This window comes from Salinicola sp. CPA57 (genome assembly GCF_003206035.1).
GTDB lineage: Bacteria > Pseudomonadota > Gammaproteobacteria > Pseudomonadales > Halomonadaceae > Salinicola > Salinicola socius.
On record NZ_PZJR01000007.1, the window covers coordinates 6,001 to 18,234 of the forward strand.

Sequence of the window (12,234 nt, forward strand, 5' to 3'; positions counted from 1 at the left end):
GGCGGCAGGCTTCACTTTGCTGGGGTGCTTGGCGTGCGCCCCGTATTTTTGCGGCTTCGTCGGTTCGCTCACCGTCTCCAGCTCGCCGCCTTTGCGTCGGCGGAACACGCCGGCCTTTTGGGTTGCCATTCGGCGTCCCTCCTGGTGGGTTAAATGGTTACTGCTCTGTCGCTCGACCGATACCAGGTATTGATCGACCAGAACTCGATCCAGAACGTGTAAGGTCCGACGATCTTGTCGACCTTGCCGCTCTGGTACGCCATGGCGTCGCCCGAGACTTCCGGCTGCCAACCGAACAGCGCATCGCGCAGCGCCTTGCGGTGGGTTCGGTAGTCGTCTCCCAGCTTGGCCACCAGCCACACGCCGTAGACTTGGCCGATCATCTGCCGTCGGCCACCGATAGCTGGCTCGCCAGCGGCGCCGTCTTCGGCGAGATAGACCTGGGCACACGGGACGTCTTCGTTAAAGTCGTCGATGGCCTCTGTCATCATCGCCTCGCTGACGCTAACCAGCCCGGGGCACTGCTCGCGCAGTCGAGCGATGATCGCCGTTGTCAGGTCGACCTCGTCGGGGGATTGGCTCATTTCTGGCTCAGTAGGTAGTCGAGCCGGTCGCTAAATTGACGCGGCAACTCACGACGCACCATTTCCTGCGCGTCGTTCATCAACTGCGGGTGGGCGACCATGCCCGGAATGGATGGGCCGAACTGCATGAACGGTTCGGAGCGGTTGTCTTTGGCACTGGCACGACGCAGCACATGGCCCTTGGCGTACCAGCCGCCAGACTGCCGACCCGCACGCCCCACCAGCTGCCGGCCCGTGTCCTTCCTCACCCGCACCGTCGCGCCCTTGCGTCGCGTCTGGTAGACGCGGCCGCTGACGCTGGTCGCGTTGACGCGAACCACCTTGGGCTTGGGAGCGAATCGCGCGAGCGGCAGACGCCGGCCGGTGTAGATCAACGCCCGGTAGGCGTCCCGCCGGGCTCGCTTGATCTGCAGGGAACGCTTCACGTCGGCGATCTTGATCGTGTAGACCTTGCGAATCTCCCGCGAGAACATCGCCGCCGCCTTGCTCTGCGCGGCATCCAGCGACCACTTCATCGCCTTCTCGACTTTCGCGCCTTGCTCGCCGAGATCCCGCCGCAGCTTCTGCTGACGCTGGATGTCGTACTTGAAGCGCATCGTCATCACATCACCTCAAAGCGGCGAAAATCCCCATCGTCAGAAATCGCGCTGAGGTATTCCCAGCGCCGTTCCGGCGTGATGACGACATCACCCGGCCCGCTTTTGGGCACCTGCGCGACCGGCACTTCGATCGTGTTGGCAAGGCGCCCGATGCCGCTTTCCGGGTCGTCGTAAACGACCGTTTCCAGATCCAGCGTGTACGGCACGCTCTCGATCGTCTTGCCGTTCGCGCGCCGGTACGTGGCCAGGCCGTCGGATAGATGCTGGTTCGCGGCGGCATTGAGCCGCCGCGAAAGGTCTGCAAAGCCCATACCTAGACCGCCTTAGCTAGCGCCGACTTTCAGCTTCATGACTGCCTTGGGCCGGGTGCAGAGATGCGCCGGGTTGGACTGCGCCTCAAGAGAAACACCCTTGTTATGGGGTAGCGGCTCAGAACTGGCGTAGAACGGCAGCCCCAGCGTGTTGACGGTCTCCATGTAGTCGGCCGGCGCGAATCGGGTGATGAAGAGATCCATCACCCCGGTCGGCTCGGTGTAAGCCTCATCATCGGCAATCTTGACCTTGCCGCCCCCACGGTAGCGGTTCCAGTAGATCCCGCCGAAGTAGAACGGCGCACGCGGGTCGGCGCGCAGCTGGGCTCCCTGCTCAAAGCGCTCGTAGGCCTCTCTGACCTTCGGGTGGGTGATAAGAGTGCGCCAGAAGGTCTTGCCGCAAAGCACGTTCAGTCCGTCGAATGAAAGCCCCCCCAGAGCTTCCTCGGTCGCTTCGAGAATATCGAGGCAGACCTTCTGCACGTCGGTGGATTCGGTCGCCAGCTTCATGGCAATGACCTTCTGCTTCACCCCGAACTGCTGATACAGGTCGTGAATGACCGTCGAGCCATCGGAGTCCAGCACCTTGCCCTGGATGGCACCGAGGCGGTGATACTCGTGGGTCATGTCGAGACGCCGCGCCATGTTCGCCAAGCGCTGATTGACGACGGTCTGAACGGCTTCCGTGGTGTCTTCGGTACCAAACGCCCGGATATTCTGAACCTCGTCCGCCAGCACGGTGGCCGTCGTCGGCAGGTGCGCGGTCTGGAACGAAATACCGGTTCGCTTGTTCGCACCCACCACGGTGCCACCGGCGCCGCGCGGCTTGTTCTCGACCAAAGAAAGGCTGTCGCCGTGCTTCTCGATCACGACGTTAGTCGTGGTCACGCCGCTGGCATCGAAGAGCCCCATCGCACCGATCTGATTGGGCAGGTACTCGACCTCGTTGATCGCGGCCGTCAGCGCCGCGAGCGTGAAGATATCGGAGTCAAAAATATTCATCGGTCATCCTTCTGGATATTCGGGGTTGTACCGGCTCGAAGCCGGCGGCCAGGCAATCAGTCGCGAACGATGACGCCGCGCGCTTCCATGGCTTCGAGCGCTGTCGCTTCCTGCGCATCCGTGATGGCATCCGGCCAGGTCAGCGCCTCGCCATGGACCTCGCAGTCGCGAGAGTGGACGACGCACTTGGCGGCACCATCCCGGGAGTCTGTAGCGCCATACAGCACGCCGTAGGCCGTCGCGGCGGCGGTCGGCTCCGGCGGCTCGGCGCCGTCCGTGGCCGTGGGGTCAAACGGCACGAACTCGTCATCGAGCTTGGCCACCACGGTACCGGCCGGCAGGTTATGGCCGGCGGCCAGGAATCCGGTCTCTCTGGATCGGGCGCCGTTGGCTTCCGAAACGACGTGCTCGCCGGTATGCCGGCCTTCGGTGAAGGTCGTCATGGTTGTGTCTCCTATCTGGATCTAACGGGTGAGCGCTAGGCGCTCGAGGATGGGCGAGCCGTCTGGCTCGGTGCTACTAGGCAGGCTTCCGGTATCGTGCGTAAGCCTTGTTGTAATCGATCCCCTTGGCGCGGTGGCCGCCTTCGGGCGAGTGACTGCCGTTGATGTTCTGGCTGGTGCTGCCGGCGGCGGCAACGTCGTAGACGTACTCCGACGCCTGTGTCTCGTCCCAGCCGTTATCCACCAGCTTGTCCACCAACTGCGTCTGCCCCGCTGTGTTGCACAGTTTCATGATCGACGTGACGCGTGCGCGCTCACTGGCGACAGCCGACTGGATGGCTTCGGTACCGGTCGCACTCGCCTCGATCTGTTTCACCAGGTCAGGGTGGGATTCACGCAGTGCGGCCACGGTGAACTCGAAGCCCTCGACCTGGCCGGCGGCCGACTGACGCAGCGCCATGATCTGATCGCCGAGATCCGCCGCCTGCGTTTCCGCTTCTTCCGGGGTGATGTCGAACGCCAACGCCAGCGCGTCGGCCGCCGTCATCGTCTGGTTGCCGCCCAGCTTCGCCTGCAGTTCGCGAATCTTGCCTTCCTGCTGAATCTGTTTTTTGAACAACTGCGGATCAGCGCAGGCCACGGCCTGTAGCTTGGCGTCCTTGTCGGTCGCAAAGCCCCATTCGATGGCCTCATCGGCTCCCATGTAGGTGTCGCCCTGGTCGAGCAGCGCCGCGACCTCTTCCGCCGTCTTGCCCGTCGTCATGGCGTACACGTTGACGATCTCGTTATCGATCGTCTTAACGTTCTTGGCGTGCGCTTCCATCTCTGCGGCGGTGAAATAGCCGATCATCAGCGACGCGGCGCGGTGGGTCATGAGCGTCGAGCCGACGGCCATGACGCGGGTATCGCCAGCCATCATGATGACGGTGGCGATACTCGCCGCCATGCCCGTCACACGGACGTTAACGGTGGCCTTGTGATTGCGCAGATAGTTGAAGATCCGGATACCCGAGGCAACGTCGCCGCCCGGCGAATTGATCTCGAGATCGATGATGTCGAGATCGCCTAGCGCTTCCACCGCTTGGATGAACTCCTTGGCGGGCTGCTCACCCATAAAGTCGTTGATCCAATCCGGCGCCCAATCGGAGCCGATCGGCTGATCGATGACGATATGGGCGCGGTTCGACTCACCCGGCACCGCTTCTGCTTTGAACCATTTCATCAGTCGTCTTCCTCTTCTTCGGTGGCCAGCGCCTCGGCGGCTGCCTGCAATGCGCCGTTTTTGCTGGTGATACGTGGGTCGGAGTCGAGAATCAGGCCATAGCGATCGGCGCTCTTGTTGCCCTTGTCGATCTCGGCGTCCAGCTGCTCGAGCGACCAGCCGCGTTCGCCGGCTTTCTCGGAGCGCGGGGCCAGGCCGCCGCGAACTTCCAACAGATCGGCGGTCACTTCCTTGAGCGGATCGACCCACGACCATTTCGGCGCTATCCAGTCGATCGCCAGCAGGCGGTCGCGGTGCTGCCAGTAGTTGGCGATCCGCAACGCGCCGCTGGTCACGGCAACGTCCAGCCACTTGGCGGCAATGCGCCGGCACCATTGGTGAACGATCAGATGCGCCTGCAGCGCTTCGGCGCGGCGTCGGAACTCCAGCAGGCCGGCGCGAATCGAGGAGTAGTTGACGCCAGACAGATCGCCGGTCAGCTGCTCGTAAGTGATGCCTGCGCCCTTGGCCACCGCCAGCAGCTCGGAACGTAGCCACGCCGTGTACTGGGACTGAATGTCAGGCGGTGTCGAGAACGACACCTCCTCGTCATCGTCGAGGTAATGGATGCCGCCCGGCGTGAATTCCGAGATCGGCTCTCGCTCGTCTTCAGGGTCTCGCTGTTCCTTGCCGAATACCGGATCGCCATCGTCAGGGTCGGCCGTGGTCTTGCGTTTGACGAAGGTGCCGAACATCTGGGCCAGCTTCTGCCGCGCCAGCGTAGCGTCCTGCATCTCGTCGATTTCATAGAGCCGGATGATGACCGATGTCAGCTCCGGCACCCCGCGCAGCTGACCGGGACGCGTTCGGCGGTACATATGCACCACCGAGTCGGCCGGCACCGCTACGCGGGTATTCAGCTCGCCGGTCAGCTTTTCGTGGGGGTGATAGCGCCACAGGTGGAAAGCCGTTCGCTCTCCGATTGGGCTGAATTCGATACCCATCTTGATCAGTCGACGGCCAGGCATGCTCACGCTGTTGTAGCTCGGGTCCAGATGTTCCGACTCAATCAACTGGATCTGCAGCGGCACGCTAAGCCCGTCGCTCTTGCGCCGGTAACGGAACCGCCCCAGCGCCTCGCCGGCCTCGAACTGCGCCCCGGTCGCCAGCGATTGCAGTCCGTAGAAGTCGTCGATGCCATCGGCGTCGCACTCCTTCACCCAGCGGTCCCACAACGCCTGGATTACCGGATCGCCCCACTGGGGCTTGATACCCGTTCCCACCAGGTTGGAGACGTAGGTCTCTTTCGCGCCAGCGGCGTACGGGTTATTGCGAATCGCGTTATGGCTGCGCGACTGCAGCATCGGCAACGAACGTGCGATCGGTAGATTCGGGCCGGTGACCGAGACGCCCTTGCCAGCCATTCGGCGGCTGGTCGAGCCGCCTTCGTAGCCCTGAGCTTTGACCGACAACACTTGGCCATTGCGTACCCGAACGCGCGGCTTTGCGGTATTGGCGTTCATCCGAGCCCCTTCGATGTGGTCGTCATACGCGTTCGGCTGCGACGGCGGCGCTTGGGATCGGCGAAGGCGACATCGGTGGCCATCTCACGCTCTAGCTCCCGTAGTTCATTCAGATCGGCGGCGGAATACTGCACGGTGCGCCCGTTTTTGGTGACGCTGGCAACGCGCTCGCCTCGGGCGAAGTCGACGATGGCCTGCTTCACGCTGGCCAGTTCCTCGGCGGTGTAACGGGCCATGGGCACTCCTGATTACAGTTTGGGTTTAATGACGCGGGCCGGGCGGCGCTTCTTCCGAGCGGGCGCCGGCGCTGGTGTTTCCGCCGGTTGCGTCGCCCCTTCGGGGTGGATGATGAGCATGTTGCGATCCCACTCGTCGGCCCAGGCCAGCGGCGACTCCCAGTCGATCCGTTCCGCTTTCAGCAGGATGAACACCACCAGGTTGTACACGCACAGGTCGAACGCTTCGTTCGCCCGCTTGCCCGGCTTTTCCCACTTGCCAGTAGCCGGGTCGCGAACCTCATAGGTCAGCTCGCCGAACCAGTCCTGCCCCAGCCAGCTGGGCATGTGCATGTAGCCAGCGCCCGGATTGTCGCGGTCCATCATCGCGGCGACGGTGTCTTTCAGCAGGTTGGTACCGAGCAGGTACAGCGGAACGTCGCCTTTGGCGTTGGACTTCCGCGACTTGCGCGAGGTGTTATCCGGCATCGTTCGGCGCACGCGGCTCGCCGTCTTGCCGCTGGCACCCTTGACCAGGAACACCCGGCTTTGCAGTCCATCCTTGGCGAGACGCCGATACCACTCGTACGCCTGGGACGTGACCGACTCGTCACCCTCGCCCTCGCCACCGGTATCGACGGCCATCGCCGCGACCGGCATGCGGCGCTGACTGCCATCGTCTAGCTGGTAGCTACGGCGCATGACGTCACGGGTCAACAGATCCCAGTCTTCCGGCTGGGTCGCCGGATTGATCGAGCGCGGCGGCTGGTCGTTGTTCGGCCCCTTGTCCTCTCGGATGTTGAAGCGGTCCACCACCCACATTTCCCGGTTTGGTCCCCAGCCGTGGATCTGCACCACGAAGCGGCGATTCTTGCCACCCTGGACGTCGACGGCGGCGGTCAGGAAGCGCACGCCGTGCGGCACGCGACGCTTTACCGTCTGCTCGGCACGATCAATCAACGTCTGGCTGCTGCGCTTCTTCGCGGCCACCCGATTGATATAGGGCCGGCCCCAGTCGACGTTGGTACGCGCCTGCAGGTCTTCCTGACTGCCGGTCTGCTCGAATGTCTCTTCGGCGGCTTTCATGTTGCTGACGAGCGACGCCCACGCCTGAAACGCGGCCGCCGGGCCTTCCATCCAGAACGATGCGATGCGGGTCTCGCGACGCGTGCCGCTCAGCTCGCCCTCGAGCGTCAGCGTGCATCCCTCCGGCACCCAACGGTGGTTAGCGTTGAGTTCGCGCTTGGCACGCGGGTCGATCTCTTCGGAGCAGTGCGGGCAAAAAACACGACCGCTGAGCATGTTGAAATGCTCCTTGATCGGCTGGAACCAACTTCTGCATTTCCTGCCGGGGCACTGCCAGTAAAGCCGCCGACGGTCGCCCTGGTTATAGAGATCCAGACTGCCCGTCGTCGGTGGCGCGCGGTGCGGCTCGTCAGCGGGCTGTTGCCAGTCGGGTTCCCTCACCGGGCGGCCTGGCGACGACTCGACCATCGTCATGCCGGTAGAGCCGAATGTCTGCGTTCGCTTGCTGGCCAGTACCCAGCCGGAGCCCTCGCCGCCGATGTTCTCGTCCATGCGGTCGTAGTCGGTCAGCAGCACGAACTGATAATCCGACGACGCGAATACGTTCTTCGACGGCCACTTGATCGCCAGCATGTTGCCGGCGCGGAACGTGATGTCGTGGACGTTGTTGTCGTGGCCCTGCGCGCTCAATCGCTTGAGCATGTCCGGCGAGGCTTTGAACTCGCGCAGCAGTCGCTTCTTGCTGAACTCCCGCGACTTCTCTTCGGATATCTGGACGACTAGGCCATCACCCGGATCGTTGATGACCTTGTAGAAAATGAACCCATCGATCAGCGCAATGGTCTTGCCGGTACGCGCGGGGCCAACGAACACCACCGCATCGTACAGCCGCGAACTGAGACAGTTCATCGGCTCGATCATGTAGGGCGCGGTATCCGGGTCCCACTTGGATTTGGTGCCATTGCCGGAAACGACATTCATCGACTCGGCGGCCGACTCGCTGACCTTGACCCGGCGCGGCGGGCGCAGCAGTGTCGCGATGTCACGGCGAATCGAGGCAGCGTTAGCCGTGCTAACCATCCGCGCCCTCCTCGTCGTCCATATCCGGCGCGTCTGAGACGACTGCCTCGTAAAGCTGTTCGCGCAGCTGGTCGATGACTTTCTGGACCTTATCGATCGCTTCCGGCTCCAGGCCGGCATCGCGCTCGAGCATGTCCGGCAGTTGATCCAGCCCCGCCGCCGTTGCCTTGGCGAACGTGGCCAGTTCCCGCGCGAACTCGTCGGCAGGGATCAGCGTTCGGATGGCCGATTCGAATTTCAGCCGCTCGTTTTCCGACTGGTACCAGGCTTTACGGGCGTCGGGAAAATCATCCAGATTGACACCACCAGCGATGCGGGTCGGCTCTCCGAATAGCGCGGGACCGATCGCCGACAGCGCATAGACCGCGCTACCCCGCCGCTTTCCAGCAGGCGCGACGCCAGCTTCTTGCAGCCGCTTGGAGACCGTCCGGCGGTCCATTCCGAACGCCGTTGCAATCTTGTTGATCGACCAGCTGTAGGCATCCTGACTGTTGATCACCTCACCCATGGATGCCTACCTCATGCTCAACGTTCCACCCCCAACGGGCCGAGATTCACGCCCCTAAAAATCGCCGGGACGATGTACAGGTTGTACAAGTCACCAGCCGCTCAACCGCGCGGGATCATCACCACTTGGGGTGGAGCATCCTGGTAGCCAGAAAATTTTCCAAATTCCGCGATGCTCTGCCCCCGTGGTCTGAGCATCCAACCTGGGGAAGGACCCACGATTTTTTGCACCAATTCGGTGCGCGTCGAGAATCGCGTGACCTGCTCCCAATGGAGGGTTACAGAATGCTTACCTTTCGATCACGATGGAGACTTACCCTCAAAAGAGGAGCTAGCCCATGGCTACGAACCCACCCTCAGGGGATGGCCACCGCAATGGTGCTGTAAAGGATCGCTCTCAGTTCAAAGGCCCGAACGGCAACTGGACTAAGCGCGATGACTCGACTGGTCGCTTCATGGATCAGAAGACAAGCGATGACAAGCCCTTTAAGGGCGTCAGGAAGGTGAAGTGACAACAGGGCGGCTATCGTGCCGCCCTTTTCCAATGCTCAATCAATAGACCTCGTCAGGCTCCATGCGGGGTCTACTCCGTAGGTCAGCACCTTGGGATGATTAAGAATGTAGCTCCATGCCTCTTCATCCGACTCGAAGGCTGAAAACCCGTAGATTCTATCCAGATCTTTGACCATGGATTCCAGGAACAAAGGGGTGGAGTACTTCTGTATCTTATCACTGGACTCGAATCGTTCTCGCTGGATGAGAGTGAGCATCCAAAACAGCGGCCGCCACCAAGAGTACGAGAAGTCGCAACGACGAATTACCTCATCTGAATTGCTTTGCCCGGACAAGAGGGTGAAGAAATTGAGAAGCTCATCCAGCTTGTAACGATATCGCTGCTCTTCTTTTTTAAACTCTTCCAGGCTCTCGCAATAGGAGGCATTCGAAACCTTATTCCAACATCCTTCCGGAAAGGGTAGCTGTTCAGCAACGAAGAACCGGCTGACCACAAACTCACAATATCCTCTGCAAGCCACGGCGGGGATGAGTACGCTCATCGACGAGTCTTTAACCGTCTGGAAGTAGTCACTGCAGTAGACTTGGAAAAGATCTAATACCGACTTCTCATTCGCGTGGGCAGCCATCTTCAGGTTTGCAATAGCCATATCGTGATTTGCTGTGGCGGTCTTCGCGAGTTCTTCGCGAGTATCCTGAAGCTCCTTGAGCTGAAGGTAGATCGTCAAAATCACACCGCCGAATGCACAACCTGCGAAAAGCGCATTCACGCTGTTAAATACATCTGAGAGCGGTTGCTCAGTAATCTCCTTCATAGAAGGCTGAACCCCAAAATACCAAGCACCGAGCCACACACCAAAGATCAAGGCGAAGACAATCATGATCAGATTGAGAATTGTCTTTCTGCCATCACCTGAATTTGAATTCATGGATCATTCCCCTATGTTTTATCCCTAAGGAATGATGCCACGTGGGAGCTGATTCATCTGTAGGCGATCTCGCACAAGCACAATGCTTTAGCGTGTATCGATCTCACTCGCCAGGCGACCCGATCGCGCTTGCTCCTTAGCCACCTGCCCCTGCTGCCAGGTGGCGAGGCCACGCTCTGCCGTCTGGCCTGCGATGTACCCGCCGACGCCGAGCGTCATGAGGTCCCACAACGATTGAGGCAGCGGCAGCGTCAGGCCAACGCCAAACATGGCGCCGAGGTAGGGAGCGAGCAGGTAGTTGTTGCCGACGATAGCCACGATCACCAGCATGAGCAGCGGTCGCCAATTGCGCTGCAGCCAGCTCTCGCCGTTGGCCTCGGCGAGCACGACCTGCATGCGTGCGTCGAGACTCTTAGAGCGTTCGGTGATCAGCTCCCTGGTGATGACGGCCTTGATCCGGGCAGCCTCGTCCTTGTCGGTCACCGCCTTGTCGACGATGTCGAGGATCGGCGAGACAACAGCGCCGAGCGCCTTGTCGATTATGTTCATCGCTTTCGCTCCGTTCTCAGTTGCAGCTGCCCAGTCCAGCCCTCTGCGGTGGTCATGTTCGTGGTCTCCTGGCACGCAGTTAGCCGGGCATCCGCTACGCCGATTCGATATTGCAAATCGCTGAGCTTCTCGCGTGCGATGTTACGTTGAGCCTCGAACCCGCCGGCCTTGTCCTGCTCCTCGACCAGCGCGTACCACAGGCCATATCCCACGGCCTGCTGATAGTCCTGCGCGGCATCCAAGCGCTTGCCCGCGTCGCTCGCCTGCATCTGCGAGAGCACCGCCCAGGCAAAGCACGCCGCGGCGACCAATAGGTGTGAGCGGCTATCCGTGCTCAGCTTCCCGATCCATCGGATCATTTCCGCCTCAGTGCCGACGTGACGTCGGCGATGTTGTCCAGCAGACGATCGACACGCTTCTCGAATCCATGCACGCCGATATAGCCAAGGAACGCGGCAAAGAAGCGGCCGGTCTCGGCTTCGTATCCCCAATGTTGAATGAATGGGAGCGAGGTCCAGGCAAGGAAGCCGACCATCAGCGTCTCGATCCAGCGCTTCGGCTTGCCCAGCCCGCCAGATGTCAGCACTCGCAGGGAGGACATGAAGACAGCGCAGAGGGCCGCAGACTGGGCAGGCTCCTGGGCGAACGTGGAAACGGTCAGCCAGAGCTCGGTGATTTGGTCCGGCATCTCGATCCCCGGTTAGGTCGCTCGGCTACCCTCGTTTGTGCGAAGCCCGGTGAATCAGTATCCAAGCGGGGATCATCGATAGATTGAGCAACAGCCGGATAATGGCCGTCCGGTCGCTCGGTGCGATCTCCACCGTCACGTCAGCGCCAAGGAAAGTCAGCAGCCCCGCAGCGGTCGCGATGACTAGTTGGATGGCAAAGCGGGTCCAGCCGTCATCGACGCGATTGAGCGCAATCAGGCATTGAATGATGAGGCCGGCGGCGATCAGGAAGTTCGCCGCGGCGAGTAGCGTGCCAATCATGCGGCGAGCTCCTCTTGCCAGACATCACGTGAATTCGTCGCCCGCTGGCCCTCGATGAGCATTGCCTGCACTCGCTGGGCGGCTTCGTCCTTCGTGATGTGGCCGTCGGTGTTGGCATCGAGACCGGCGTTCTGCCGATACGCCGTGGTGCCATCGGTGAACAACACCGAGCCACCCGGGCGGCTGACGTAAGACGGCATCAGGATCGCCAGATACATGTCCGGCAACGTGTTGATGCGCAGCTTGTAGGGCTCGAAGTAGCTTTCGACATAATCGAGCTGCTCGACCGCCGTCATCGCCGCCAGCGCCTCGGTCGTCGTGCCCAAGCCGATAGCGGTGCGCGGCATGAACTGGATCAAACCGGTGGCGCCGGAACCCGCCAGATTGAGCTGAGCCGGGCTGAACGTCCGGCCGGTCTCGAATGCAATGCAGGCCAGTAGCCAGTTGACGTGATCCAGCGTCCAGCCGAACCGAGCCGCCAGATCGAACAGCCGATCGACGAAGGCATCGGACACATGAGCCCCCCACGCCAGACGAACGCGCAGCGGGTATCTGCCGCCGCCGATCAGTGCGACGTCGCGAAGAAACTGCATGGGGAACTCCAGGCAAAGAAAAGCCGCCAGCGAGGGCGGCAAGATCGCGCAGTAACCAGGTGGCGCGAAGAAGTTGCCACCCATGCCCGGGGAATGCGTGGGGAGCACGCGGGAGCGGGCACAGGCGGCGAACAGGGTGCGGAAACGACAGCGCCCCGAGCGGGAAGACC

At 61.6% G+C, this 12,234-nt stretch carries 16 protein-coding genes; all 16 read right to left on the reverse strand.

The features are described 5' to 3' along the window. Positions 1-149: 149 nt before the first annotated feature. The 16 genes from DOM36_RS08245 to DOM36_RS08320 all read right to left on the reverse strand — a co-directional run bounded on the left by DOM36_RS08245 (position 150) and on the right by DOM36_RS08320 (position 12,064). Positions 150-584, reverse strand: coding sequence for a hypothetical protein (locus DOM36_RS08245; RefSeq protein ID WP_110642565.1), 435 nt, complete (start codon positions 582-584; stop codon positions 150-152). After that, positions 581-1,186 (reverse strand): hypothetical protein, encoded by a 606-nt coding sequence (locus tag DOM36_RS08250; protein WP_110642567.1) that lies wholly within the window; start codon positions 1,184-1,186, stop codon positions 581-583. Before DOM36_RS08250 ends, DOM36_RS08245 begins: the two co-directional genes overlap by 4 nt. Continuing rightward, complete coding sequence (locus DOM36_RS08255) at positions 1,186-1,494, reverse strand: hypothetical protein (RefSeq protein ID WP_110642569.1); 309 nt, start codon at positions 1,492-1,494, stop codon at positions 1,186-1,188. Before DOM36_RS08255 ends, DOM36_RS08250 begins: the two co-directional genes overlap by 1 nt. Positions 1,495-1,506: 12 nt before the next feature. Then, the gene (locus tag DOM36_RS08260) at positions 1,507-2,496 is read right to left on the reverse strand and encodes a major capsid protein (protein ID WP_110642571.1); all 990 of its coding nucleotides are present in this window, start codon (positions 2,494-2,496) and stop codon (positions 1,507-1,509) included. A gap of 56 nt (positions 2,497-2,552) precedes the next feature. Further along, entirely contained in the window at positions 2,553-2,939 is a 387-nt protein-coding gene (locus DOM36_RS08265) for a head decoration protein (protein ID WP_110642573.1), read from the reverse strand. A 76-nt stretch (positions 2,940-3,015) separates the two neighbouring features. After that, positions 3,016-4,161, reverse strand: coding sequence for a head maturation protease, ClpP-related (locus DOM36_RS08270; RefSeq protein WP_110642574.1), 1,146 nt, complete (start codon positions 4,159-4,161; stop codon positions 3,016-3,018). Next, on the reverse strand, positions 4,161-5,663 hold the full coding sequence (locus tag DOM36_RS08275) for a phage portal protein (protein WP_110642576.1): 1,503 nt from the start codon (positions 5,661-5,663) through the stop codon (positions 4,161-4,163). The genes DOM36_RS08270 and DOM36_RS08275 overlap by 1 nt, the downstream gene beginning before the upstream one ends. Next, complete coding sequence (gpW, locus tag DOM36_RS08280) at positions 5,660-5,899, reverse strand: gpW family head-tail joining protein (RefSeq protein ID WP_110642578.1); 240 nt, start codon at positions 5,897-5,899, stop codon at positions 5,660-5,662. Before gpW ends, DOM36_RS08275 begins: the two co-directional genes overlap by 4 nt. A gap of 12 nt (positions 5,900-5,911) precedes the next feature. Beyond that, entirely contained in the window at positions 5,912-7,984 is a 2,073-nt protein-coding gene (locus tag DOM36_RS08285) for a terminase gpA endonuclease subunit (RefSeq protein ID WP_110642580.1), read from the reverse strand. Next, a complete protein-coding gene (locus tag DOM36_RS08290) occupies positions 7,977-8,492 on the reverse strand; it encodes a DUF1441 family protein (protein ID WP_110642582.1) in 516 nt (171 codons plus the stop codon). Before DOM36_RS08290 ends, DOM36_RS08285 begins: the two co-directional genes overlap by 8 nt. Before the next feature lie 547 nt (positions 8,493-9,039). Then, the gene (locus tag DOM36_RS08295; protein WP_110642584.1) at positions 9,040-9,933 is read right to left on the reverse strand and encodes a hypothetical protein; all 894 of its coding nucleotides are present in this window, start codon (positions 9,931-9,933) and stop codon (positions 9,040-9,042) included. Positions 9,934-10,020: 87 nt separating this feature from the next. After that, entirely contained in the window at positions 10,021-10,482 is a 462-nt protein-coding gene (locus tag DOM36_RS08300) for a 3TM-type holin (RefSeq protein WP_110642586.1), read from the reverse strand. Next, entirely contained in the window at positions 10,479-10,841 is a 363-nt protein-coding gene (locus DOM36_RS08305) for a hypothetical protein (protein ID WP_110642588.1), read from the reverse strand. The genes DOM36_RS08300 and DOM36_RS08305 overlap by 4 nt, the downstream gene beginning before the upstream one ends. Further along, on the reverse strand, positions 10,838-11,170 hold the full coding sequence (locus DOM36_RS08310) for a phage holin family protein (protein WP_110642590.1): 333 nt from the start codon (positions 11,168-11,170) through the stop codon (positions 10,838-10,840). Before DOM36_RS08310 ends, DOM36_RS08305 begins: the two co-directional genes overlap by 4 nt. Before the next feature lie 25 nt (positions 11,171-11,195). Further along, the gene (locus DOM36_RS08315) at positions 11,196-11,471 is read right to left on the reverse strand and encodes a hypothetical protein (RefSeq protein ID WP_110642592.1); all 276 of its coding nucleotides are present in this window, start codon (positions 11,469-11,471) and stop codon (positions 11,196-11,198) included. Beyond that, positions 11,468-12,064, reverse strand: coding sequence for a lytic transglycosylase (locus DOM36_RS08320; RefSeq protein ID WP_110642594.1), 597 nt, complete (start codon positions 12,062-12,064; stop codon positions 11,468-11,470). Before DOM36_RS08320 ends, DOM36_RS08315 begins: the two co-directional genes overlap by 4 nt. Between the last annotated feature and the right edge of the window lie 170 nt (positions 12,065-12,234).

Excerpts from the sequence above, each read along its gene's own strand:
- DOM36_RS08245 (WP_110642565.1), bottom strand. The coding sequence starts at position 584 with ATGAGCCAATCCCCCGACGAGGTCGACCTGACAACGGCGATCATCGCT.
- DOM36_RS08250 (WP_110642567.1), bottom strand. The coding sequence starts at position 1,186 with ATGACGATGCGCTTCAAGTACGACATCCAGCGTCAGCAGAAGCTGCGG.
- DOM36_RS08255 (WP_110642569.1), bottom strand. The coding sequence starts at position 1,494 with ATGGGCTTTGCAGACCTTTCGCGGCGGCTCAATGCCGCCGCGAACCAG.
- DOM36_RS08260 (WP_110642571.1), bottom strand. The coding sequence starts at position 2,496 with ATGAATATTTTTGACTCCGATATCTTCACGCTCGCGGCGCTGACGGCC.
- DOM36_RS08265 (WP_110642573.1), bottom strand. The coding sequence starts at position 2,939 with ATGACGACCTTCACCGAAGGCCGGCATACCGGCGAGCACGTCGTTTCG.
- DOM36_RS08270 (WP_110642574.1), bottom strand. The coding sequence starts at position 4,161 with ATGAAATGGTTCAAAGCAGAAGCGGTGCCGGGTGAGTCGAACCGCGCC.
- DOM36_RS08275 (WP_110642576.1), bottom strand. The coding sequence starts at position 5,663 with ATGAACGCCAATACCGCAAAGCCGCGCGTTCGGGTACGCAATGGCCAA.
- gpW (WP_110642578.1), bottom strand. The coding sequence starts at position 5,899 with ATGGCCCGTTACACCGCCGAGGAACTGGCCAGCGTGAAGCAGGCCATC.
- DOM36_RS08285 (WP_110642580.1), bottom strand. The coding sequence starts at position 7,984 with ATGGTTAGCACGGCTAACGCTGCCTCGATTCGCCGTGACATCGCGACA.
- DOM36_RS08290 (WP_110642582.1), bottom strand. The coding sequence starts at position 8,492 with ATGGGTGAGGTGATCAACAGTCAGGATGCCTACAGCTGGTCGATCAAC.
- DOM36_RS08295 (WP_110642584.1), bottom strand. The coding sequence starts at position 9,933 with ATGAATTCAAATTCAGGTGATGGCAGAAAGACAATTCTCAATCTGATC.
- DOM36_RS08300 (WP_110642586.1), bottom strand. The coding sequence starts at position 10,482 with ATGAACATAATCGACAAGGCGCTCGGCGCTGTTGTCTCGCCGATCCTC.
- DOM36_RS08305 (WP_110642588.1), bottom strand. The coding sequence starts at position 10,841 with ATGATCCGATGGATCGGGAAGCTGAGCACGGATAGCCGCTCACACCTA.
- DOM36_RS08310 (WP_110642590.1), bottom strand. The coding sequence starts at position 11,170 with ATGCCGGACCAAATCACCGAGCTCTGGCTGACCGTTTCCACGTTCGCC.
- DOM36_RS08315 (WP_110642592.1), bottom strand. The coding sequence starts at position 11,471 with ATGATTGGCACGCTACTCGCCGCGGCGAACTTCCTGATCGCCGCCGGC.
- DOM36_RS08320 (WP_110642594.1), bottom strand. The coding sequence starts at position 12,064 with ATGCAGTTTCTTCGCGACGTCGCACTGATCGGCGGCGGCAGATACCCG.